General features: G+C 73.4%; 19 protein-coding genes. 8 read left to right on the top strand and 11 right to left on the bottom strand.

What is annotated here, in order from left to right:
• Window positions 1–4: 4 nt before the first annotated feature.
• The 4 genes from B5D80_RS06495 to B5D80_RS06480 form a co-directional block, all read right to left on the bottom strand.
• Window positions 5–988: a nucleoside triphosphate pyrophosphohydrolase gene (locus B5D80_RS06495; protein WP_088642873.1), complete on the bottom strand. Its 984-nt coding sequence runs from the start codon at window positions 986–988 to the stop codon at window positions 5–7.
• A 2-nt stretch (window positions 989–990) separates the two neighbouring features.
• Window positions 991–1,776 (bottom strand): hypothetical protein, encoded by a 786-nt coding sequence (locus B5D80_RS06490; protein ID WP_088642986.1) that lies wholly within the window; start codon window positions 1,774–1,776, stop codon window positions 991–993.
• 97 nt (window positions 1,777–1,873) lie between these two features.
• The gene (gene mfd / locus B5D80_RS06485) at window positions 1,874–5,533 is read right to left on the bottom strand and encodes a transcription-repair coupling factor (protein WP_088642872.1); all 3,660 of its coding nucleotides are present in this window, start codon (window positions 5,531–5,533) and stop codon (window positions 1,874–1,876) included.
• 238 nt (window positions 5,534–5,771) lie between these two features.
• Window positions 5,772–6,812, bottom strand: a complete 1,041-nt coding sequence (locus tag B5D80_RS06480) for a S66 family peptidase (RefSeq protein ID WP_088642871.1) — start codon at window positions 6,810–6,812, stop codon at window positions 5,772–5,774.
• Window positions 6,813–6,894: 82 nt separating this feature from the next.
• On the opposite strand from B5D80_RS06480, the gene B5D80_RS06475 reads away from it, so the two are divergent.
• On the top strand, window positions 6,895–7,914 hold the full coding sequence (locus B5D80_RS06475) for a hypothetical protein (RefSeq protein WP_088642870.1): 1,020 nt from the start codon (window positions 6,895–6,897) through the stop codon (window positions 7,912–7,914).
• 108 nt (window positions 7,915–8,022) lie between these two features.
• The gene (gene ppc, locus B5D80_RS06470; protein WP_088642869.1) at window positions 8,023–10,809 is read left to right on the top strand and encodes a phosphoenolpyruvate carboxylase; all 2,787 of its coding nucleotides are present in this window, start codon (window positions 8,023–8,025) and stop codon (window positions 10,807–10,809) included.
• An 88-nt stretch (window positions 10,810–10,897) separates the two neighbouring features.
• On the opposite strand, the gene B5D80_RS06465 is transcribed toward ppc, so the two are convergent.
• On the bottom strand, window positions 10,898–11,707 hold the full coding sequence (locus B5D80_RS06465; protein ID WP_088642868.1) for a hypothetical protein: 810 nt from the start codon (window positions 11,705–11,707) through the stop codon (window positions 10,898–10,900).
• 53 nt (window positions 11,708–11,760) lie between these two features.
• On the opposite strand from B5D80_RS06465, the gene B5D80_RS06460 reads away from it, so the two are divergent.
• Window positions 11,761–12,912 (top strand): DNA recombination protein RmuC, encoded by a 1,152-nt coding sequence (locus tag B5D80_RS06460; RefSeq protein ID WP_088642867.1) that lies wholly within the window; start codon window positions 11,761–11,763, stop codon window positions 12,910–12,912.
• Window positions 12,913–13,149: 237 nt separating this feature from the next.
• Here B5D80_RS06460 and B5D80_RS06455 read toward each other — a convergent pair whose 3' ends face one another.
• Together B5D80_RS06455 and B5D80_RS06450 are read right to left on the bottom strand one after the other, a co-directional pair.
• Window positions 13,150–13,602 carry a hypothetical protein gene (locus B5D80_RS06455; protein ID WP_425437170.1) on the bottom strand — a complete coding sequence of 151 codons (453 nt, stop codon included), beginning with the start codon at window positions 13,600–13,602 and terminating at the stop codon, window positions 13,150–13,152.
• 193 nt (window positions 13,603–13,795) lie between these two features.
• Window positions 13,796–14,779, bottom strand: coding sequence for a 4-hydroxy-3-methylbut-2-enyl diphosphate reductase (locus tag B5D80_RS06450; RefSeq protein ID WP_088642865.1), 984 nt, complete (start codon window positions 14,777–14,779; stop codon window positions 13,796–13,798).
• 125 nt (window positions 14,780–14,904) lie between these two features.
• Here B5D80_RS06450 and xseA point away from each other — a divergent pair, with 125 nt between their 5' ends.
• A complete protein-coding gene (gene xseA / locus B5D80_RS06445; RefSeq protein ID WP_088642864.1) occupies window positions 14,905–16,119 on the top strand; it encodes an exodeoxyribonuclease VII large subunit in 1,215 nt (404 codons plus the stop codon).
• 10 nt (window positions 16,120–16,129) lie between these two features.
• A complete protein-coding gene (locus B5D80_RS06440) occupies window positions 16,130–16,342 on the top strand; it encodes an exodeoxyribonuclease VII small subunit (protein ID WP_088642863.1) in 213 nt (70 codons plus the stop codon).
• Window positions 16,343–16,349: 7 nt separating this feature from the next.
• On the opposite strand, the gene B5D80_RS06435 is transcribed toward B5D80_RS06440, so the two are convergent.
• Together B5D80_RS06435 and B5D80_RS06430 are read right to left on the bottom strand one after the other, a co-directional pair.
• Complete coding sequence (locus tag B5D80_RS06435; protein WP_088642862.1) at window positions 16,350–17,087, bottom strand: alanyl-tRNA editing protein; 738 nt, start codon at window positions 17,085–17,087, stop codon at window positions 16,350–16,352.
• 39 nt (window positions 17,088–17,126) lie between these two features.
• Window positions 17,127–18,545, bottom strand: coding sequence for an aminotransferase-like domain-containing protein (locus B5D80_RS06430; protein ID WP_088642861.1), 1,419 nt, complete (start codon window positions 18,543–18,545; stop codon window positions 17,127–17,129).
• 219 nt (window positions 18,546–18,764) lie between these two features.
• On the opposite strand from B5D80_RS06430, the gene B5D80_RS06425 reads away from it, so the two are divergent.
• Genes B5D80_RS06425 through B5D80_RS06415 form a run of 3 tightly spaced genes read left to right on the top strand, consistent with a single transcriptional unit; the run spans window position 18,765 to window position 22,161 of the window.
• Window positions 18,765–19,829 (top strand): serine O-acetyltransferase, encoded by a 1,065-nt coding sequence (locus B5D80_RS06425; RefSeq protein WP_088642860.1) that lies wholly within the window; start codon window positions 18,765–18,767, stop codon window positions 19,827–19,829.
• Between the two features lie 12 nt (window positions 19,830–19,841).
• Window positions 19,842–21,245 (top strand): EamA family transporter, encoded by a 1,404-nt coding sequence (locus B5D80_RS06420; RefSeq protein WP_088642859.1) that lies wholly within the window; start codon window positions 19,842–19,844, stop codon window positions 21,243–21,245.
• Window position 21,246: 1 nt separating this feature from the next.
• Window positions 21,247–22,161, top strand: a complete 915-nt coding sequence (locus B5D80_RS06415) for a PLP-dependent cysteine synthase family protein (protein ID WP_088642858.1) — start codon at window positions 21,247–21,249, stop codon at window positions 22,159–22,161.
• Between the two features lie 92 nt (window positions 22,162–22,253).
• On the opposite strand, the gene B5D80_RS06410 is transcribed toward B5D80_RS06415, so the two are convergent.
• Entirely contained in the window at window positions 22,254–23,099 is an 846-nt protein-coding gene (locus tag B5D80_RS06410) for a hypothetical protein (RefSeq protein ID WP_088642857.1), read from the bottom strand.
• A 186-nt stretch (window positions 23,100–23,285) separates the two neighbouring features.
• Window positions 23,286–23,811, bottom strand: a 526-nt coding sequence (locus B5D80_RS06405; RefSeq protein WP_144081598.1) for a DUF4245 domain-containing protein, incomplete at its 5' end; no start/stop codon positions are given.

Below are 23,811 nucleotides of genomic sequence, written 5' to 3'. Positions count from 1 at the left end.
TTGGTCAACTCGACGCGGTGCGGGGTTCGGTGGTGCGGAGGGTGGCAGCGTGGGTGCGGGTGGCGCGGCGCAGGGCCGCCTCGGGGTCCAGGCCGGCGTGGCGGGCCTCGGCGACCAGGGCCAGCAGGGTGGCACCGAGGCGGGACTCCGGGTCGGGCTGGGCGTCGGGGGACGGCAGCGGGACGGTCAGCCCGGCCCGGCCGGCGCGGTCCAGCACCTTGGCCGCCAGGGCCAGGGCGGGCTGGCTCAGGGCGATGCCGTCGAGCACCGACGCGCGGGCCTTCTCGGCCTGCTTGATCCGCTCCCAGTTCGCCTCGATCTCGGCCAGCGAACCCGCCTGCGCACCGGAGAACACGTGCGGGTTGCGGCGCACCATCTTGTCGACCAGGGTGCCGGCCACGTCGTCGACGCTCCACCGCTCGTCCTCGGGCAGGTTCTCCGCGAGGCGGGCGTGCAGCAGCACCTGGAGCAGCACGTCGCCCAGTTCCTCGCGCAGCGCGTCGGTGTCGCCGTCGCTGATCGCGTCGTACGCCTCGTAGCACTCCTCGATCAGGAAGCCGGCGAGGCTGCGGTGGGTCTGCGCCCGCTTCCACGGGTCGCCGCCCGGCGAGGCGAGCCGGTCCATCACCTCGACCGCGTCGAGCAGCCGGGCCCCCGGCGGGTCCCACGAGCCGTACATCAGCTCCAGCTCGGCCAGCCCCGGCTGCCGGGCCAGCCGCAGGCCCACCTCCCGGGCCAGGGACTCGTCGCCGGTCGGGCCGGCCAGCCAGACCGCCATGCCGTGGGCCGCCGCCGCGTCGAGCAGCGCGTCGCCCGCCCCGCCGGACACGACGGTGACCTCGACGCCGGCCGCGCGTACCGCAGTGACCTGGGCACCCTCCGCGCCGGTCAGCACCGGTGCGGAGCGCAGCGTGTCCCAGGCGGCGGCGGTCAGCAGACCGGCCGGCAACCGGGGCGAGGTGACCAGCAGGACGATCCGGTCGGACATGCTCAGGAGGCCGCCGGCCCCTGCTCCGGGGTCGGGCTGGCGACCGGCTCGGGCGTCGACACGTCGGTCACCGGGCCACTCGCGTCGATGTACGGCAGCGCGTAGAAGACCAGCTCCTGGCCCTTGTTGACCCAGGCGGGGACGCCGAGCGGCCGGTACCGGGGGTTGACCTCGACGTCGACCTTGTCGGCCTGCTCGCCCAGCGCGGCGCTCAGTGCCGACGAGCTGCGCACGAAACCGCCGTCGCCGAAGAGTTGCCGCACCTGCGCCACCGACAGCCCCTTGTCGATACCGCCGGTCTTCTCGATCGCGTGGTAGACCGCCATCACCGACTCGTCGCTCAGGTCGGCCGGCGGCAACTGCTGGCTGAGCACGACGAACAGGTCGGCCCACTCGCCCCACAGCTTCGCGAACTCCGCCTGCGGGGGCATCTGGAGCTGCTGGGCCAACTGGTCCGGGGTGATCTGGTCGGGGACCTGGAGGTTCTTCTCGGCCGCGACCCGCTTGCCCAGGTCGATGCTGACCAGCAGGTTCACCACGTCCTGCCGGGTCAGCCCGGCCCGCAGCTGCTCCGGGCCCAGGGTCTGGCCGGACTGGGCCGCGCTCTGCCGCACCGCCTCGGCGTACCTGGTCTGCGCGTCGGTGTAGATCGCGTCCACCCGGGCCACCGAGTAGCGACTGTCGCCGATGTATGCGGCCACATCCGGAGATGCCTTGCCGCAGGCGGTGAGGGAGAGGACACCCAGGGCCGCGACGCTGGCGGCGGCGATGAGACGGCGTGCACGCATGACGGTCACTCTCTCATGCCTGCCTGTGTACGGTGACGCCGCCCACCGTGCGCTGCGGCCCCGCCCGACGCCCCGCGCCGGACGTGCGACGGCCCCCTCATCCCCGTGCCCCCGCCAGCGCGGCCGGTTCGCCGAGGACGTCGGCGAGGAGCTGGGCGCACCATTCCAGCAGCGCCTGGTCGCGCAGCGGCTCGCCGCCGACCCGGCGGGTGCTCGGCCGGGGCACGCTGACCTGGTCGGTGGCCTGCTTGTAGACCGAGTCCGGGTGGTAGCGCTTGAGCCGCAACTGCTTCGAGTCGGGCAGCGGCAGCGGCCCGAACCGCAGGTGCTTGCCCTGCATGCTGACGTCGGTCAGGCCGTACCGGCGGGCCAGCAGCCGGAACCGGGCCACCGCGACCAGGTTCTGCACCGGGGCGGGCGGCTCGCCGTACCGGTCGGTCATCTCGGCCACCACCTCGCGCAGCCGCGCGTCGTCGCGCGCCTCGGCGAGCTTGCGGTACATCTCCAGCCGCAGCCGTTCCACCCCGACGTAGTCGTGCGGCAGGTGCGCGTCGATCGGGAGGTCGATCTTGACGTCGGTCTCCTCCTCGGTGCTCTCCCCCTTGAACGCCGACACCGCCTCGCCGACCATCCGGACGTACAGGTCGAACCCGACGCCCTCGATGTGCCCGGACTGTTCGCCGCCGAGCAGGTTGCCGGCGCCCCGGATCTCCAGGTCCTTCATCGCCACGTACATGCCCGCACCCAGCTCGGTGTGCTGCGCGATGGTGGCCAGCCGCTCGTGCGCGTGCTCGGTGAGCGGCTTCTCCGGCGGGTACAGGAAGTACGCGTACGCCCGCTCCCGGCCCCGGCCCACCCGGCCCCGGATCTGGTGCAGCTGGGCCAGGCCGAGCAGGTCGGCCCGCTCCACGATCAGGGTGTTGGCGTTCGGGATGTCGATGCCGGACTCGACGATGGTGGTGCAGACGAGGACGTCGAACTCCTTCTCCCAGAAGCCGACCATCACCTTCTCCAGGGCCTCCTCGCCCATCTGCCCGTGGGCCACCGCCACCCGCGCCTCGGGCACCAGCTCACGCAGCTTCCGGGCCGTCCGGTCGATCGACTCCACCCGGTTGTGCAGGTAGAACACCTGCCCGTCGCGGAGCAGCTCCCGGTGGATCGACGCGGCCACCTGCCGGTCGTCGTACGCCCCGACGAAGGTCAGCACCGGGTGCCGCTCCTCCGGCGGGGTGGCGATGGTCGACATCTCGCGGATGCCGGTGATCGCCATCTCCAGCGTCCGCGGGATCGGGGTGGCCGACATGCTCAGCACGTCGACCGAGGCGCGCAGCGTCTTGAGGTGTTCCTTGTGCTCGACGCCGAACCGCTGCTCCTCGTCGATGACCACCATGCCGAGGGACTTGAACCGGGTGGCCGTCTGGAGCAGCCGGTGGGTGCCGATGACGATGTCGACGGTGCCGTCGGCGACCATCTCCAGCGTCCGCTCGCTCTCCTTGGCGGTCTGGAACCGGGAGAGCTGCCGGATGGTCACCGGGAACTGGCTCATCCGCTCGGCGAACGTGTTGTAGTGCTGCTGCACCAGCAGCGTCGTCGGCACCAGCACCGCCACCTGCTTGCCGTCCTGCACCGCCTTGAACGCCGCCCGGACGGCGATCTCGGTCTTGCCGTAGCCGACGTCGCCGCAGATCAGCCGGTCCATCGGGACGGTCTGCTCCATGTCCCGCTTGACCTCCTCGATGGCGGCCAGCTGGTCGGGCGTCTCCTGCCACGGGAAGGCGTCCTCCAGCTCCCGCTGCCACGGGGAGTCCGGGGCGAACGCGTGCCCCTTGGACGCCTTGCGGGCGGCGTAGAGCTGGATGAGCTGGGCGGCGATCTCCCGGACCGCCTTGCGGGCGCGGGCCTTGGACTTCTGCCAGTCCGAGCCGCCCATCTTGTGCAGGGTGGGCTGCTCGCCGCCGACGTAGCGGGAGAGCTGGTCGAGCTGGTCGGTGGGGACGAACAGCCGGTCGCCGGGCTGACCGCGCTTGCTGGCGGCGTACTCGATGACGAGGTATTCGCGGGACGCGCCGTTGACGGTGCGCTGCACCAGCTCGACGTACCGGCCGATGCCGTGCTGCTCGTGCACCACGAAGTCGCCGGCCTTCAACTCCAGCGGGTCGATGGTGTTGCGCCGCCGGCTCGGCATCCGGCGCATGTCCCGGGTGGTGGCGCCCCGGCCGCCGGTGACGTCGTTGCCGGTCAGCAGCACGAACTTCGACGCCTCGTCGACGAAGCCGGCGGTCAGGCAGCCACAGGAGACCAGCACCTCGCCGGGGGCGGGCGCGGCCGGCACCTGCTCGGTGAGCCGGGCGCCCAGCCCGGCGTCGCGGAGCACCTCGACGGCCCGCTGGGCGGGACCGTGCCCCTCGAACACCAGCGCCACCGACCAGCCCTCGCCGGTCCAGCGCTTCAGGTCGTCGACCAGCCGGTCGGTCTCACCGTGGTAGAGCGGGGCCGGCTGGGCGGCCAGGCTCACCGCGATCGCGTCGTCGGGGGTCACGTCCGCCCCGGCCGGCGCGTCCTCCCAGGGCTGCCGGGCCGGCGCGGCGGCGTCCGCCTCGACCAGCCCGAACGGGGCGAGGGTCCACCAGGGCTGGCGCAGGGCGCGGGCGGCGGCGCGTACCTCGGCCAGGGACCTGAAGGCGGCGGCGCCGAGGTCGACCGGGGCCTGGCCGCCGACGGCGGCCGCGGCCCAGCTCGCCTGGAGGAACTCCTCCGAGGTACGCACCAGGTCGTGCGCCCGGGTGCGGATCCGCTCCGGGTCGCAGAGCAGCACGTGGGTGCCGGCCGGCATGGTGTCCACCAGCAGTTCCAGGCTGTCGCTGCCGATCAGCGCCGGGGCCAGCGACTCCATCCCCTCGACCGGGATGCCCTCGGCGAGCTTGTCGAGGATCTCGGCCAACTCCGGATGTTCCCCGGCGAGCGCGGCGGCCCGCCGGCGCACCGCCGGGGTCAGCAGCAGTTCCCGGCACGGCGGGGCCCAGAGCTGCGGTACGCCCTCGATGGTGCGCTGGTCGGCGACGGCGAAGGTGCGGATCTCCTCCACCTCGTCGCCCCAGAACTCGACCCGGGACGGGTGCTCGTCGGTGGGCGGGAAGACGTCCAGGATGCCGCCGCGTACCGCGAACTCGCCGCGCTTGGTGACCAGGTCGACCCGGGCGTATGCCAGGTCGGTGAGCCGGCGGGCGACCTCCTCCAGGTCGGCCTCCTCACCGGCGGCGAGCTGCACCGGCTCCAGGTCACCGAGGCCCTTGAGCTGCGGTTGCAGCAGCGAGCGCACCGGTGCCACCACCACCCGCAACGGGCCGGCGTCGGCGTTGCCGTCGGCGCGGACGGTGTGCGGGCCCGGGGCGTCCGGGTGGGCGAGGCGGCGCAGCACGGCCAGCCGCCGGCCGACGGTGTCGGAACGGGGCGAGAGCCGCTCGTGGGGCAGCGTCTCCCAGGACGGGAAGACCGCGACCTGCCCGGCCGGGAGCAGGCTGCCCAGCGCGGCGGCCAGGTCGTCGGCCTCCCGGCTGGTGGCGGTCACCGCGAGCACCGGCCGGCCGGCCCCACCGGCCGCCGGGTCTGCGGCGACGGCGGCCACGGCGAACGGGCGCAGCGCGGTCGGGGCGGTCAGGTCCAGCCCGTCGACCTGGGCGGCACCGGAGCGCGCCAGGTCACGCGCCCGGGTCAGCCCGGGGTCGGCCAGGGCGGCGGAGAAGAGTCCGGTGAGCATCAGTGATCACTTCCAGGGAGTCGACGCGCACGACTGCTGCCCCTCGTCCGGCCGGACGGGGGGTGCACGCCGACCAGCCTATCTCCGCCCACCGCCGCACACGCCCGCTCCCCGTCCGGCCGGGCCCAGCCCTCAAGATCATCGCAATGGCGTGGAAGTAGCGGTGTCCACGGGCGGGGATACCGCTACCTCCACGACATTGCCGCGTGCCAACCGGCCGGACGTGTCGACCGGGTCGTCAGTAGCGGACCAGGATGCGGCGTTCGATCGCGTCGACCCGGATCTCGCCGCCGTACGGGACGATCAACTGCGGGTCGGTGTGGCCCAGGTCGACGTCGAAGACCACCACCGCGTCCGGGCGGTACGCGGTCAGCGCCCGGACGACGGCACCCCGCTGGGCGGCACCCCACGCCAGGCGTTCCGCCACCGGCAGCGGTCGCGCGAAGTCCCACGCCTTGGGCCGGCCGACGACGACCGCCGGGAAGGCGGCGAGCAGTCCCCGCTCACCCATGTTCCGGACGATCCGGAACACCTCCTGGGCGTCGGGCAGCTCGTTGGAGGTCTCGACGACGAGCACCGAGCCGGCCAGCTCGGCGGCCGACGGCACCCGGTCGGTGGCCATCAGCCAGTGCAGGATCTCCAGGCAGCCGCCCCAGGTGCGGCCCTCGACCACCGTCGACGGGCCCCGCCAGCGCCAGCCCTCGCCGGGCAGCATCGGCGGTTCGACCGCGAGGGTGGCCGGGTTCCGCCAGTCGCCCGGTTCGTCACCCCACTGCGGCGCGGGGGTCAGCTCGTACCAGTCGGAGGTGAACAGGGCGGCGCGCAGCGAGCCGAGGGTCAGCGGGTGCGGCGCACCGGGCCGGCCGAGGTGCACCAGCACCGAGCCGCCGTGATAGGCCACCATCCCCAGCCGGTACAGGTGGTTGAGGACGTTGGTGTTGTCCGAGTAGCCGAAGTAGGGCTTCGGGTTGGCCCGCAGCACCGCGTCGTCGAGGTGCGGGGTGACCGTGATCAGGTCGTCGCCGCCGACGGTGGCGAGCACGGCGGTGACCGTCGGGTCGGCGAAGGCGGCGGTCAGGTCGCGCGCCCGGTCCCGGGGATCGGCCCGGGTCTGCCGGGTGGTGGGGTACTCCACCGGCTCCAGGTGGAGCTCCTCGCGCAGCCGGCGCAGGCCCAGCTCGTACACGTGGGGGAAGAGACCCGCCAGGCCGGCGGAGGGGGAGACCACCGCGACCCGGTCGCCCGGCTTCGGCTTGGTGGGGTACGCGGGAAGGGCCACGACCGGAACCTACCGCTCACCACCAGCGGTTTTCGCCCGACAAAGCCCTACAGGTCTGGCATTGCGGCCATAGGCTGGGCCGGTGGACGAGGAGCCGCGGACCCGGGACTGGCTGCCCCGCACGGCGGCGCTGCTGGTCGGCACGCTGGCGCTGGCCACCGCGTTCATCGCGGCCTACGTCGGCGCGCTGCACCAGCCGCGCCCCCGGGACGTGCCGGTCGGCGTGGTGACCGGCGACCGGCCCGCCGAGTCGCTGCTGACCGCCGTGCGGGCCCGCACCGACACCATCGAGCCCGTCGGGTACGCCGACCCCGGCGCGGCCGACGACGCCCTCACCGCCCGCCAGGTGTACGCCGTGCTCACCTCCGCCCCCGACGGCACGCTCACCCTGGCCACCGCCAGCGCCTCCGCCCCGGCCGCCACCGAACTGGTCACCGGGATCCTCACCCCGGCCGCCCGACAGGCGGGGGTGCCGCTCACCGTCACCGACCAGGTGCCCGTCTCCCCCGACGACCCGCGCGGCCTGGTGCCGTTCTACCTGGCCGTCGGGTTGGTGCTCGGCGGCTACCTGGCCTCGACCGCGCTCGGTGTCTCGCTCGGCACCGCCCCGCGCGGCCTGCGCCGGGCCGGGCTGCGGATCGGTTCGCTGGCCGTGCACGCGGTGCTGCTCGGGACCATCGGCGCGGTGCTGGTCGGCCCGGTCCTCGACGTCTGGGACCACGACCTGGTCGCGGTGGCGGCGGTCGGCGTGCTCACCGTCTTCACCGCCGCGATGGTCGCCGCCGCCGTGCAGGGCTGGCTGGGTCTGCTCGGCACCGGGCTGGTGATCCTGCTGCTGGTGGTGCTCGGCAACCCCGGCTCGGGCGGCATCTACGCCCCCGAGTTCCTGCCCGCCGCGCTGCGCGGCATGCACCGCTGGAACGTCCCCGGCCTGGCCACCGACCTACTCAAATCGGCCGTCTACTTCGACTGGCGGTCGGCCCGCTGGCCGCTGGCCGGGCTGCTCCTCTGGACCGTCCTGGGGCTGTCCGGCCTGCTCACCGCCGCCCTGTTCCGGGGACGCCGGGCCGGTCGGGCACGGGTCGGGGGCGGCGCGCGGTGATCGTGGGGAAGGTGACACACCGAACCCCTTCCTCCCGGACCGGGCCGCGCAGATACCATCCAGGGAGTCGGACAGCGCTGTCCTTCGTACTCACGTAAGGAGCGCACGGTGACCGACCAGCATGATCACGACGGGCCCGACGCCGCACTGCGGGCCGACATCCGTCGGCTCGGCACCCTGCTCGGCCAGACCCTGGCCCGGCAGGAGGGTCGACCGCTGCTCGACCTGGTCGAGGAGATCCGCGCCCAGGTCCGCTCCGACGCACCCGCCGCCGCGCAGCGCCTCGGCGGGCTGGACGTGACCACCGGCACCAAGCTGGCCCGCGCCTTCTCCACCTACTTCCACCTGGCCAACATCACCGAGCAGGTGCACCGGGCCCGCGACCTGCGCCGCCGCCGGGCAATCCAGGGCGGCTGGCTGGACCAGGCGGCCAAGATGATCGCCGAGCGCGGGGTGCCGGCCGAGGAGATCGCCGCCGCCGCCCGCCGCCTCGCGGTACGCCCGGTCTTCACCGCCCACCCCACCGAGGCGGCCCGCCGGTCGATCCTGTCCAAGCTGCGCGCCATCGCCGACGAGCTGGACGCCGAGACCGCCAACGCCATCCTCTACGGCGCCAGCGACGAGGCCCCGGCCAACCGCCGCCTCGCCGAACTGCTCGACCTGATGTGGCAGACCGACGAGCTGCGCCTCGACCGGCCCGACCCGACCGACGAGGCCCGCAACGCCATCTACTACCTGCGCGACCTGTACGCCGAGGCAGCCCCGCAGGTGCTCGACGACCTGGCCGACACGCTGCGCACCCTCGGCGTGGAGACGTCGCCGACCTCGCGCCCGCTGACCTTCGGCACCTGGATCGGCGGCGACCGGGACGGCAACCCGTTCGTCACCCCGGTGGTCACCCGGGAGGTGCTGCGCATCCAGCACGAGCACGGCATCACCGCCACCGAGGCGGCGATGGAGCACCTGGTCAACGAGGTCTCCGTCTCCCGCCGGCTGCGCGCCGTGTCGCTGGACCTGTCGGCCAGCCTCGCCGCCGACCTGGACGCGCTGCCCGAGGTGGCCCCCCGGTTCCGCCGGGTCAACGCCGAGGAGCCCTACCGGCTCAAGGCCCGCTGCGTGAAGGCGAAGCTGGCCAACACCCGGGAGCGGCTGCGCGCCGGCACCCCGCACGTGCCGGGCCGGGACTACCAGGGCTCCGGCGAGCTGATCGCCGACCTGGAACTGCTGCGCGCCTCGCTGGCCCGCAACTCCGGGCAGCTCACCGCCGTCGGCCGGCTCGCCTCGACCATCCGTACCGTCTCCGCGTTCGGGCTGCACCTGGCCACCATGGACGTCCGGGAGCACGCCGAGAAGCACCACGAGGTGCTCACCCAGCTCTACGCGGCGGTCGGCGAGGTGTCGGACTACCCGTCGCTGAGCCGGCTGGAGCGCACCAAGCTGCTCGCCGACGAGCTGACCGGCCGCCGGCCGCTGTCTGCCCTGGACACCCCGTTGACCGAGGGGGCGCGCAAGACGTTCGACGTGTTCGGGACCATCCGCGAGGCGCAGGACCGGTTCGGCGGCGAGGTCATCGAGTCGTACATCATCTCGATGACCCTCGGCGTGGACGACGTGCTCGCGGCGGTGGTGCTGGCCCGGGAGGCCGGCCTGGTCGACGTGCACACCGGGCGGGCCCGGATCGGCTTCGTCCCGCTGCTGGAGACCCCGGCCGAGCTGAACGCCGGCGGCGAGATGCTCAACGAACTGCTCTCCCTGCCGGCCTACCGGGCGCTGGTCGCGGCCCGGGGCGATGTGCAGGAGGTGATGCTTGGCTACTCCGACTCCAACAAGGAGGCCGGCATCACCACCAGCCAGTGGTCCATCCACCGGGCCCAGCGGGCGCTGCGGGACGTGGCCGCCCAGCACGGCGTGCACCTGCGGTTGTTCCACGGCCGGGGCGGCACCGTCGGGCGCGGCGGCGGCCCCACCCACGAGGCGATCCTGGCCCAGCCGTACGGCACCCTGGACGGCGCGATCAAGGTGACCGAGCAGGGCGAGGTCATCTCCGACAAGTACACCCTGCCGGCGCTGGCCCGGGAGAACCTGGAGCTGACCGTGGCCGCGGTGCTCCAGGCGACGCTGCTGCACACCGCCCCCCGGCAGCCCGCCGAGCAGTTGGAACGCTGGGACGCGGCGATGGACGTGGTCTCCGAGTCGGCCTTCCGGTCGTACCGGGGCCTGGTGGAGGACCCGGACCTGCCGGCGTACTTCTGGGCGTCGACGCCGACGGAACTGCTCGGCGCGTTGAACATCGGCTCCCGGCCGGCGAAGCGGCCGAACACCGGGGCCGGCCTGGGCGGCCTGCGGGCCATCCCGTGGGTGTTCGGCTGGACGCAGACCCGGCAGATCGTGCCGGGCTGGTTCGGGGTCGGCTCCGGCCTCGCCGCGGCCCGCGCCGCCGGCCTGGAGGACGTGCTGGCCGAGATGCACCGCAACTGGCACTTCTTCCGCACGTTCCTGTCCAACGTGGAGATGATGCTGACCAAGACCGACCTCAGCATCGCCCGCCGGTACGTCGAGACGCTGGTCCCCGAGGAGCTGCACCCGATCTTCGACAAGATCCAGCAGGAGTACGAGCTGACCAAGCAGGAGGTGCTGGCGGTCACCTCGTCGCCGGCCCTGCTGGAGAACTCGCCGGTGCTCCAGCGCACCCTGGCGGTGCGCGACACCTACCTGGAGCCGCTGCACCACCTCCAGGTGGCGCTGCTGCGGCAGTACCGGGACTCCGGTGCCGCCGGCCGGGCGGTCATCACCGCACCTGGCGGCCGACGCGCCCCCAGCGACGGTACGGCCCTGGAACGCGCCCTGCTGACCACGGTCAACGGCATCGCCGCCGGGATGCGCAACACCGGCTGACGGACCCCTCCCCTGCCGCCGCCGCTTCGGCGGTGGCAGGGGCCGGTCGGATCCGCCTCGGCGCGTGCCGCCGACCGGCGGCACCGGCTCAGAAGTCGCCGCCCCCGAAGTCGCCGCCCCCGAAGTCCCCACCGCCGAAGTCGCCGCCCCCGAACCCACCGCCCCCGAAGTCGCCCCCGCCGAAGTCACCGGCGGTGCCGAAATCGCCGCCGGGGTCCCCGGCCGTGCCGAAGTCGCCGCCGAAGTCCGCGCCGTCGCCGAAGCCCTCCTGGTAGCCGGCGTCGTACCCCGGGTCGGCGAAGGCCGGCGAGAAGAGCGCGTCGGCGATCAGCATCCCGCCGACCACCCCGACACCCGCCCCCAGCGCGGTCTTCCACCACGGCGTCGAGTACCAGCCGGCCGGCACCGGCCGGCCCTGGTAACGCCCGCCCGGGTAGTAGTACGGGGTGTCCCGGCCGGGCTGCGGACCGGCCCTGAACGTCTGCCCCTGCACGTCCACCTGACGCTCCCGGGTGATCTCCCCGGCCCCCTGCGCGGCGGCCAGCGGGGGCAGCTCCGGGCCCGGGTCCAGGCCGAGCGCCACCCGGGCCGCCCGCGCGTACGCGAGCCCCTCCAACGCGGTCTCCCGGGCCAGCCGGAACTGGTGCACCGTACGGGCCTGCTCCAACTGGCTGCCCGCCGCGTTGTACCGCTCACCCGCGTCGACAAGCGCCTGGCGTACCGCCGGATCGTCGCCGTGCAGGTTCATCACCTGACCGCCGAGGCGTTCGTACCAGCGTTGGGCGTCGGCGCGCACGTCGGCGAGGCTACGCGCCTCCCGGGCCGCCTTCTCCCGCCGCCACCAGACGAAACCACCGGCCAGCATGGCGACCAGGATGAGCACGAGCAGAAATTCCATTCTCCGAACGTACCCGGGGGCGTCGAGTCGTACCCGTTTGGCAAGCTCTGGTGATGGACTTCTCGACGCTGGCCGTGGTGGTGGTCTGCCTCGCCGCCGGCGGGGCGGTCGGCTGGTACGCCGCCCGTGCCCGGTCGGCCACCGAGATCGCCAGGCTGGAGGCCACCCTCGCCGCCACCCGGGAGGGCGAGGGCCGGCTGGAGCAGTCGATGCGGGCGCTGAGCTACGAGGCGACCGCCCAGTCCCAGGAGGCGGTGGCCCGTGCGGTGGCCCCGCTGCACGACACCCTGCGCCGCTACGAGCAACGGGTCGGCGAGCTGGAACGCGACCGCGTCGACGCCTACGCCGAGCTGCGCGAACAGGTCCGCTCGATGGGCGCCGTCTCCGGTGAGCTGCGCACCGAGACCAAGCAGCTCGTCGCCGCGCTGCGCGCCCCGCAGGTACGCGGACGCTGGGGTGAGCACCAGCTCCGCCGGATCGTCGAGGCGGCCGGCATGCTGGAGCACTGCGACTTCAGCGAGCAGGTCACCGCCGCCACCGACCACCAGGGGGTCCGCCCCGACCTGGTGGTCCGGCTGCACGGCGGGCGGACGGTGGTGGTGGACGCGAAGGCGCCCTTCGACGCCTACCTGACGGCGATGGAGGCCCGCGACGAACGCGGCCGGGACACCCACCTCGACCGGCACGCGAAGCACCTGCGCGGGCACGTCGACGCGCTGGCCGCGAAGACCTACTGGGCCGCGTTCGACGACAGCCCGGAGTTCGTGGTGCTGTTCGTGCCGGCCGACCCGTTCCTGGACGTGGCGTTGCAGCGCGACCCGACGCTGCTGGAGCACGCGTTCGCCCGCAACGTGGTGCTCGCCACCCCGGCCACCCTGGTCGCGCTGCTGCGTACGGTGGCGTACTCGTGGCGGCAGGAGGCGTTGGCCCGCAACGCGGTGGCGGTGCACTCGCTCGCCCGCGAGCTGTACGGCCGGCTGTCCACCCTGGGCGATCACGTCGGCAAGCTCGGCAGCTCGCTCGGTGGCGCGGTGACGGCGTACAACCGGGCGGTCGGGTCGCTGGAGGCCCGGGTCCTGGTCAGCGCGCGCAAACTGGCCGAGCTGGGCGTCTCCGACCAGGAGCTGGCCGTCCCGGCCCAGGTCGAGCTGGCCCCCCGCCAACCCCAGGCCCCCGAACTCCTCCCCACCGACGACCGCCCCTGACCCACCCCACCCCGCCCCGCCAGACGGGCGGCGGAGGGCGCAATGTCGGCTCAATGGCGGTATCGGAGCGGCCGGATACCACCAATTCGGCGAAAGTGCGGACCCACCGGGCCCCGGACGGACGCGGACCCGCCGGGCCCCGGACGGACGTGGGCCGGCGGGCCTCCGGACGGGCGCAGGCCCCAGGCGGGCGCGGGCCGGCGGGCGATCAGGTGTGCGTGCGGGTTGGGGGGGTGGTCAGGAGCGGCGGGCGGATTCCACCAGGAACGGGACGCCCTGCTGGCAGGTGCTCATCAGGTCGGGTTGGGCGCGGCCGGTGACGGTGACCCGGGCTCCCGCCGCGAGCACGTCTTTCGGGCCGCCGACGAGTTGGTGACCGTCGAGCAGCAGGCACCCGGGCTCGACCCCCGCCTCGACGGTGCCGGTCAGCTCCGTCGCGCCCGGACCGGGCGGCAGCCGTGGGCCGCCCGGCGGCGGCTTCAACCCGCCGGGCGGCACCGCACCGGCGGGCGGCGTCGAACCGGCGGGCGGGGGCACCGAGGCCGGCGGCGCGGACGGGGTCAGGGTGGCCGACGGGGCGGCCGTGGCCGTCGGGGAACTGGTCGGCGTGGCCGGCGGGCCGGTGACGTCGGCACCGTCGCCACAGCCGGCGAGCGTCACACCGGCGGCCAGCAGCACGACGACCGCCATCCGAGGAGTTCTCATACCACTGGGACGCGCCCCACCTAGGATCCGTTCCGTCCGACCCGGAACCCGCCGACGACGGACACCGATGCCGGCGAACCACCGACGAACGCGCCGGAAACGATTCCGGTCGACGCACCGCTTCTGCGCCAGGTCAGCGCACCAAAGTCGAGCCCGGTCAACGCCCGCAGGCCCGGGGTCAGCCGCGGGTGGCGGCCTTCATGTCGCGCTTGAGTTCCTGCGGCAGCGAGAAGGTCAGCCGCTCGTTGGCGGTGACCACCTCGTCGACGTCGGTGAAGCCCCGCGCGGCCAGGTGGGCCAGGACCTCGTGGACCAGTTCGTCGGGCACGCTCGCGCCGGAGGTCAGTCCCACCGTCCGGGCGTCGGCCAGCCAGGCGTCGTCGATCTCGTGGGCGAAGTCGACCAGGTGCCCGGCGCGGGCCCCGGCGTCCAGGGCCACCTCGACCAGGCGTACCGAGTTGGACGAGTTACGCGAGCCGACCACGATCACCACGTCGCAGTCGGGGGCGATCTCCTTGACCACGTGCTGCCGGTTGGAGGTGGCGTAGCAGATGTCGTCGCTGGGCGGCGACTGGAGCAGCGGCAGCCGGGTCTTGAGCCGGGCCACCGTCTCCAGCGTCTCGTCCACCGACAGCGTGGTCTGGGAGAGCCAGACGACCTTGTTCGGGTCGCGCACGGTGATCCGGTCGACGTCGTCGGGGCCGTCGACGAGCTGGATGTGGGCGGGGGCCTCCCCTGCGGTGCCGATGACCTCCTCGTGCCCCTCGTGACCGATCAGCAGGATGTCGTAGTCCTCGGCGGCGAACCGCTTGGCCTCCTGGTGCACCTTGGTCACCAGCGGGCAGGTCGCGTCGATCGCCCGCAGCGACCGGGCTTTGGCCTGCTCGTAGACCTCGGGGGCGACGCCGTGCGCGGAGAAGATGACGGTGGCGCCCTCGGGCACCTCCTCGTTCTCCTCCACGAAGATCGCGCCCCGTGCCTCCAGGGTCTGCACCACGTGCTTGTTGTGCACGATCTGCTTGCGGACGTAGATCGGCGCGCCGTAGAGCTTCAGCGCCTCCTCGACGGTCTGTACCGCCCGGTCCACCCCGGCGCAGTAGCCGCGGGGCTTGGCCAGGAGCACGCGCTTGCCGGTCTTTGGGGTCGCCTCAGGCTCGGTCACTCGCCCATCGTACGTGTCGACATCCCCCGCGGCAGGAGCTGCGATCCGTACCACAGCGGGGGTACGGGTCGCGGCGGGCGGCCCGGCAGCGCCGGGTCGTCGGAGGCGGACCGTAGGGTGGGCGGGTGACCGACGCCCCCCGCAGCACCCCCGAGGAACCCTGGCCGGTCCGGGTGGTCAGCCAGAAGGTCGGTGCCTGGATCGCCAAGCTCGGCTGGGTCTGGGTCGACGGGCAGGTGGCGCAGATCAGCCGCCGGCCGGGGGCGGGCACGGTCTTCCTGACCCTGCGCGACCCGTCGGCCGACCTCAGCCTCACCGTCACCACCAACCGGGACGTCCTCGACTCGGGCGCACCGGAGCTGCGCGAGGGCGCCCGGGTGGTGCTGCACGCCAAGCCGGAGTTCTACGCCGCGCGGGGCACGCTGAGCCTGCGCGCCGACGAGATCCGCCAGGTGGGGCTCGGTGAGCTGCTGGCCCGGCTGGAGAAACTCAAGAAGCTGCTCGCCGCCGAGGGGTTGTTCGACCGGGCCCGCAAGCGCCGGCCGCCGTTCCTGCCGCAGCGGATCGGCCTGGTCACCGGCCGGGCGTCCGCCGCCGAGCGGGACGTGTTGACCAATGCCCGGCGGCGCTGGCCGGCGGTGGAGTTCCGCACGGTCAACGTGGCGGTGCAGGGGCCGGGGGCGGTGTCGCAGATCGTCGACGCGCTGCGCGTCCTCGACGCCGACGAGAGCGTCGACGTGATCATCCTGGCCCGGGGCGGTGGCGGCATCGAGGATCTGCTGCCCTTCTCCGACGAGGCGCTGTGCCGGGCGGTCTTCGCCTGCCGTACCCCGGTGGTGAGCGCGATCGGCCACGAGACGGACGCCCCGCTTGTCGACTACGTCGCCGACGTCCGCGCCTCCACCCCGACGGACGCCGCCAAGCGGGTCGTGCCCGACCTGGCCGACGAGGTGCGGCTGATCGGTCAGGCCCGCTCCCGGCTGGAGCGGGCGGTCCGCAACCTGGTCGACCGGGAGTCGCACCGGCTGACCCTGCTGCGGTCCCGGCCGGTGCTGGCCCGCCCACAGGTGATGGTCGAGCAGCGGGCGGCCGAGGTGTCCGCGCTGCGGGACCGGGCGGGGCGCAACCTGCACCACCGGCTCGACGCGGCCACCGACGACCTGCGGCACACCCTGGCCCGGCTACGGGCGCTCTCCCCCGCCGCCACCCTCGACCGGGGGTACGCCATCGTGCAGCGGGCCGACGGGCACGTGGTCCGGGCGGCCGGCGAGGTGGCCGGGGGCGACCCGCTGCGGGTCCGCCTCGCCGAGGGCGAGCTGACCGTGACCGTGGACGCATGAGGAGGACGAGATGAGCGACCCGAAGCCCGAGGAGCAGCTCAGCTACGAGCAGGCCCGCTCCGAGTTGGCGCAGGTGGTGGAGCGGCTGGAGGCCGGCGGCACCTCGCTGGAGGAGTCGCTGGCGCTGTGGGAGCGCGGCGAGCGGCTCGCCGCCGCCTGCCAACGCTCCCTCGACGGCGCCCGCGCCCGGATCGACGCCGCCCGGTCGACCGCCGACGCCTGACCCGGGGTCAGCTGACCAGGCGGATGCGGACCCGGCGGTTCTGCTTGCCCTTGCTCTCCACCTTGACCACCTGGATCCGCCCGACCTGACCGATGGACGCGACGTGGGTACCGCCGTCGGCCTGCACGTCGAGGCCCTCGATGTCGACGATCCGGACCTCCTGCTCGTCCGGCGGGATGAGGTTGGTCTGGGTACGGACGATGTCGGGGATGGCCAGCGCCTCGTCGCGGGGCAGCACCCGGACGGAGACCCGCCGGTCGGTGGCCAGTTCCTTGTTGACCGCCTCTTCGAGCAGGCCCTTGAAGCCCTCGGGGGGCTGCGGCAGGTTGAAGTCCATCCGGGCCTCACCGGGCTCCATGTTGCCGCCGGTCACCAGCGCGCCGAAGTCGCGGAACACCACACCGCAGAGCACGTGCAGCCCGGAGTGGGTGCGCATCAGGGTGAACCGGCGCTCGTCCTCGATCGCGCCCCTGACCTCGACGCCGACCGGCGGCACCGGGTCGCCCTCGGCGGGGATCAGGTAGAGGTCGTCGCCCTTGTGCGTGCCGACGATCCGGGTCTGCACCCCCTGCCAGAGCAGCACGCCGTGGTCCGGCGGCTGGCCGCCGCCACCCGGGTAGAACGCGGAGCGGTCCAGCACGATGCCACGTTCGGGATCGACGTGCACGACTCGGCAGGTCCACTCGCGCAGGGACGGGTCGGCGAGGTCGAGACGCTCGGTGCGTCCGTGGTGGGAGATGCCCATGGGGGCGCAGCGTACTACCGATCGTCGCGCACCGTGAGACTAGCCACGCCCGGCCTCGGTCCAGTAGCCGGCCAGCCGACGGACCACCTCGACCAGCTCTGCCTCGTCGAGGGTGAAGGGGAGTCGGACGTGGTCCAGGTAGGAGCGTGCCCCCACGGCGAAGTGCGAGCCGAGCATGAGTTGCATGCCGTGGTGCTGGGCGACGTGGTTGAGCTGTTGCAGCGGCCGGGGGGTGGCGCACCAGACGCTGAGCCCGCCGTGGGGCGACTCGTGCCGCCACTGCGGCAGGTGTTCGGCGAGGGCGGCGAGCAGGGTGTCGCGGCGGCCGAGCAGTTCCCGCTGCCGTTCGAGGCGGATCTGCGGCAGGTCGTCGAGGAGTTCGACGGCGAGCAGTTGGGTGGGCAGCGGACAGCCCAGGTCGTACATGGCCCGCAGGTGCACGATCCGTTGCAGCTCGCGGCGGGGGCCGATCAGCCAGCCGGTCCGCAGCCCCGGCCAGCAGACCTTGCTGAGGCTGCCGACCGTGTAGATCTGCGCGCCGGGGGCGTACGCGGCGATCGGGGGTGGCGGGAGCGGGCCGTCGATCCGGGTGTCGGCGAGGGTGAGGTCCTCCACCAGCGGCACCCCGTACCGGCGGGCGATGGAGGCCAGCGCCGCACGCCGATGCTCGGTCATCGTCCACCCGGTCGGGTTGTGGTATGTCGGGATGACGTAGATGAAGGAGGGTTCGTACCGGCGGACGGCCGCCTCCACCGCCTGCGGGTCGGCGCCCTCCCGCTCGATCGGCACGACGACCAGCCGCAACCCGGCGGTACGCAGCGACGCCAGCACCGTCGGGCAGGTCAGCTCCTCGACCAGCACGGTGTCGCCCCGCCGGGTCAGCACGCCGGCCAGCAGGGACAGCGCCTGGGTCGCGCCGTTGGTGACGATCACCTCCTCGGCGGCGGTGACCCGGCCGTCGGCGGTCAGCTTGCCGGCGATCCGGTCCCGCAGCGCGGGGTAGCCGGCCGGCTCGTACACCCGGCCGGACAGCGCGGCGGCGGCCAGGGCGGGCAGCCGGGACATCGCCGCCATCAGCCACGGGCCGGGCGGGGGCGACGGGACCGTCAGGTCGACGGTACGCACCCGGTCGCGGACCACGTCGGCGATGAAGCCGCTCGCCGCCGCGCCGTAGTCGGCGGGGGGCGCGACGGCGGGCTGGGCGTGCGCCACCCGGGTCCCGCTGCCCTGGAGGCTGACCAGCCAGCCCTCGTCCTTGAGCAGGCTGTACGCCTGGGCGATGGTCGTCCGGCTGACGGCCAGCGCCACGGCGAGCCGACGTTCCGGGGGCAGTTCACTGCCGGGGGGCAGCGATCCGAGCCGGATCAGCAGCCGCAGCTGCTCGGCCAGCCCGCGGTAGAGCCGGGTCTGGTCGTCCTTCCACGCACCGAGCTGAGCGGCCAACTCTTCCGCGTTCATGCTCTCCCCCCAATGGACTGAGGATTGGCTATTTCCCTCAGCCACTGACTTGAGCAATATTCCATCGTCACGTTAGCGGGGGGCTGTGACTACGATCTGGCACCGCACCTGCCCGCCCTGCGGCCATGTCCGCTTCCGAGGCGTGACGTCGCACCGAGTGTCACCTCACTCGAGCCGCCGAAGGAGACGGTTCCAAGCAGAACGGGGAGCGGGAGCCGCATGGAGTCGTCGTTGCACGCCACCGCGGGCTCGAACGGCACGGGGCAGCGCGTACCGGCCCCCCGCGCCGCATCCGGACCGGCCACTCCCCCGGGCGGCACACCACCACCGCCGGCCGACCCGGCGTCCACCGAGGCCCTGACGCCGCTGCTGCGCACTGAGGTCGTCCGCCTCGTCGAGGCCGAGGCGTCCTCGGCGGTGACCCAGGCGCTGCTGACCCCGCAGCGGCTGCGCGCCATCTGCGAGGTCGCCACGGAGGACCTGCTCGCGCTGGCCCGCCGGGACCCGGCCGCCGGCGGCTCCTGGCAGTACGTCTGGGACAGCTACGTCGCCTACCGGGCGACCCTCGCCTACCGGGTGGCGCACGCGGTCCACCGGGCCGAGGACACCCCGCTGGGCCCGGACGTCCGGCTCGCCGTGGCCCGCCGGGTCTCCGAGGCCGCCAAGGTCCGCACCGGCGTGGAGATCCACCCGGCCGCCAGCATCGGGCGGCGGCTGATCATCGACCACGGGCTGGGCACGGTGGTCGGCGAGACCACCGAGATCGGCGACGACGCGTACATCCTCCAGGGGGTCGTGCTCGGCGCGCGGGGCATCGCCGACAACCCCAGCGGCCGGCGGCACCCCCGGCTCGGCGACCGGGTCGAGGTGGGCGCGTTCGCCCGCATCCTCGGCGCGGTGACGGTCGGCGACGACGTGCTGATCGGGCCCGGCATCATCGTCACCACCGACGTGCCGAGCCACCGCCGGGTGCGGCTGCTCAACCAGTACCAGGGCACCTCAGGCGAGTGCAACGTCCGGGTCTTCGGCGTCGTGCCGGTCTGCGAGGGCGTGGTCGAGGTGCACGGCACCGGCCTCGCCTCGATCGAGGTGGACCTGGTGACCAGCACCGGCCAGCACCGGCCGGTGGTGGTCCTCGAACGTGACGACCGGCGGGTCCGGTGCGCGGTGAACCGTCCCGGCACCGACGAGCGGCTCCGGATCATCGACACCTGCGGGAACGAGACGGTCCTCTACAACCTCCAGCAACTCTGGCGGGCGCTCGACGAGTTCGGCTTCGCGTGACCAGGAGATGAGATGACGAACCACACCGGCCGTCGGGCCGGCCGCTGGCAGCTCGGGCTGCTCTACCTACTGGTGTGCCTGATCTGGGGCACCACCTGGTACGGCATGAAGATGAGCGTGGAGACGCTGCCACCGATCACCGCGGCCGGGTTGCGGTTCCTGGTGGCCTTCCCGTTCCTGCTCGCCGTCTGCCTCGCCACGCCGGGGGTGTCGCTGCTGCCGCCGCCGGGCCGGCGCTGGGTGGTGCCGTTCATCGCGGTGGTCTACATCGCCGTCCCGTACGCGCTGATCAACTACGGCGAGCAGCACATCAGCTCCGGCCTGGCGGCGTTGATCTTCTCGTCGGTCGTGGTCTTCCTGCTGCTCTTCTCGGTGCTGATCTCGCGGATCTCGGTGAGCTGGACGCAGTGGGCCGGTGTGGTGGTCGGGCTCGGCTGCCTGGTCGGCATCGTCCAGCTCACCGCCGGGATCAGCGCCCGGGGCGTGCTGGCGCCGGCCGCCGTGCTGCTCGCCGCGGTCATGCACGCCCTGACGTACGCGGTGATGGCCCGCTACGGCGGCACCGTGCACGTGCTCACCCAGGAGACCCTGCCGATCGGGCTCGGCGCGCTGGGGCTGGTGGTGCTCGGGGCGTTCGTCGAGCGGCCCGACCTGGGCGCGATCTCCGGCCGCTCGCTGACCGGGGTGCTCTACCTCGGCCTGGTCGGCTCGGTGATCGGCTTCGCCGCCTACTTCTACCTGCTCCAGCACGTCGACGCGGTCCTGGTGTCGTACGTCTTCGTGCTCTTCCCGGTGGTCGCGCTGTTCGGGTCGGCGCTGCTGGAGAACGCCACGCTGCCGGCCCTGGCGGTGGCCCTCGCGGTGGTCATGCTCGCCGCGTTCGGGCTGACCAAGAAGGCCACCGGGGGCGGTTCGGCGGCGACGCCCGCGCCGGTGGCCCCGGACGACGGGGCGACGCTCGACGGGTCCACCCTCGACACGATCTTCGAGCACGCCCGGGTCGCCTACCCGGGCGAGGCGTGCGGTTTCGTGCACGCCAGCGGGCGGGTGCACGCGGCCCGCAACACCGCCGACGAGATGCACCGCAGGGACCCGGTCCGGTTCCCGCGCACCGCCACCACCGGCTACGTGCTGGCCCCGGCCGACCTGATGTACCTGGAGGACAACCTCGACGTGGACGACCCGGTGGTGGTGCTCTACCACTCGCACCCCAACGGGCGGGCCTACTTCAGCGACGAGGACCGGCGTAACGCCCTGGTCGACGGGGTGCCGCTCTATCCGACGCTGGAGCAGCTGGTGGTCGGCATCGACGACACCGGCGTCCGGGAGGCGCGGTTGTTCCGGTGCGTCGGCGGCGAGTTCACCGAGCTGCGCTTCCTGCCCGGCCCGGACCGGCGGACGGCGGAGGTGGGCTGAGATGGGCATCCGTGACTCGATCCTGGACACCGTGGGGGGCACCCCGCTGGTGCGGCTCAGCCGGCTCACCGCCGACCTGCCCGGGGAGATCCTGCTCAAGCTGGAGCTGAACAACCCGGGTGGCAGCCACAAGATGCGCATCGCGCTGAACATGATCCGGGCGGCGGAACGGGAGGGTCTGCTCAAGCCGGGCTCCGGGCAGACCATTCTGGAGCCGACCGGCGGCAACACCGGGATGGGGATCGCGATCGCCGCCGCGGTGCTCGGCTACCGGGTGGTGCTGGTCATCCCGGACAACTACAGCGAGTCGAAGCGTCGCCTGCTGGCCAGCTTCGGGGTGGAGGTCCGGCTCTCGGACAGCACCCGGGGCAACAACTCGCACGGCGAGCTGGCCACCGAGATCCAGTTCGAGCACCCCGAGTACGTGATGCTCAACCAGGCGGCCAACCCGGCCAACCCGGAGATCCACCGGCTGACCACCGTCCGCGAGATCATCGCCGACCTGGACGGCACCCGGGTGGACTGCTACGTGGCAGGCATCGGCACCGGCGGTCACCTGACCGGCATCGGCGAGGTGCTCCGGCAGCACCAGGGCGGGCTGCGCATCCTCGGCGTACAGCCGCAGGGGTGCGACATGTTCGCCGACGTGTTCGTCCCGCACCGCATCCAGGGGTTGTCCATCGGCATGATCCCGCCGGTGCTCAACACCGGGATCATCGACGAGATGGTCACGGTGAGCGAGGCGGACGCGATCGACGGGATGCGCCGGCTGATGGAGTTCGAGGGCATCGGCGCGGGTCCGTCGACCGGCGCGAACATCGCCGCGTGCCGCCGGCTGCTGGCCGCCTCGGACGAGCCGCTGACCCTGTTGACGGTGGCCTACGACCGGGTCAACGACTACCTGGAACTGCTCTGAGCCGGGGCTGACCGCGGCGCGCGGCACGGGGCGGGACGGACACGACGACGGCGGGGCTGCCCCTGGGGGCGCCCCGCCGTCGGTGCACCGGCTCAGCTGAACAGGTTGTAGAACTCCTGCGGCGCCTCGACCACCTGGTCGGCGGCGGGCTTCTGGGCGGCGGTGGCGTTGCCGTAGTCCGAGTAGGTGATCTTGATGTCCTGCGCGGCGCTCTGACCGGCCGCCGGGATCTGGACCACCAGCTCGCTGAGCCGGCCCTGCGGGTCCAGCTTCGCGGTGAACGGCACCGACTGCGCCTGCGCGCCCAGCGCGCTGATCACCGTCTGGTCGACGGAACCCGCCTCGGCGGCCTTCGACACGTCCAGGGTGCCGGCGTAGCTGCCCTCACCGGTCTGCCGGACCTCCGTGATGCCCTGGGTCAGCACGGCGCTGCCGGCCGGGTCGACCTTCTCGAAGTCGAACCCGAGCGACTTGTTGCCCTTGATCCGGGTCTGGTCGAGGTGCTGGTACTTGCCGAGGTTGAGCTTCTGCGCGCCGGGGATGCTGCTGGCGGACTTGCCGCCCAGGTCGAGCTTCACCCAGCTGTCCGGCTTGGCGTGGATCAGGTCCAGGTTCATCATCAGGTCCGACGACGCGTCGCCGATGCTCAGTTTCATTTGGGCGCTCTGGCTCGGCTGGTGCACCTGCCCCTCGGCGGTCGACCCCACCCCGCTCATGGTGAACCGGAAGTTGCCGTTGCGGATCTCGTTGGTGGAGTTCAGCAGGGCCTGCTTGGCCTCGGAGGTGCCGGGCGAGGCGCTGCCCGGGGCGACACTGCCGGAGGCCGACGGGGACGCGGAGGTCCCCGCCTCACCGGTGCCGGAGTTGTTGCAGGCGGCCAGGCCGGGGGTGAGCAGCGCTGCGGCGAAGACCGCCGTACTGAAACGTCGAATGGTCACGTCGGGTTCTCCAGTCGGGTCGTCCGACCCCCGGCGGGCACCGGGGGCGTGCCGGCGCGGGCGTGACACTTCCCGCGCGGCGCACGGTCCCCGCCCGGTCGGGCCGGCCCGGGGTCGTGTCCCTTCTGTTCCCGGACGTCGCCTTCCGCAATCCCCCCCGGCCCGGTCCACCCGTGCCGCCGCCGGTCAGCGCAGCGCGCCGGCCAGCTCACGCAGCTCGTTGTCGCGGGCGTCCCCCACCACGATCACCGTACGGTCAGGTTCGAGGAGCACCAGCGCCTGCTCGTTGCCCCGCCCGGTGTACCGCTGCCAGTTCGCCCCGCCCAGGTCGGCCGGCCCCTGCGGCTGCCCCTGCGCGGTCAGCTCGGCGGGGATCAGCCGCTGCGGCGGCACGGTGCTCTGCACCAGTTGGGCGCCCCGCCCCTCCGGGGTGAGATACCCCACCCGCAGGGTCGCGCCGTCGTCGACGGTACGGAAACTGGCGCTCACCGTACGCCAGCCGTCGCCCAGCCCGGACGGCTCGGCGACGGGGAAGACGTTCGCGGCGCGGGCCTGCTCGTAGGCGGGGGCGGCGTCGACCGTGGTGGGCTGCTCGCCGCCGAGGAAGCCCCGGTAGAAGGCGAGCAGCAGGGCGATCGGCACCAGCAGCACCAGCAGCGACAGGGCCATGTCCTTGGGCGAACGCTCGGAACGGGGCCGCTCCGGACGCCCG

Origin of the sequence: Micromonospora wenchangensis (genome assembly GCF_002210435.1) — a bacterium.
In the GTDB taxonomy this organism is placed as follows: Bacteria; Actinomycetota; Actinomycetes; order Mycobacteriales; family Micromonosporaceae; genus Micromonospora; species Micromonospora wenchangensis.
This window is presented reverse-complemented; position numbering and strand designations above follow the sequence as displayed.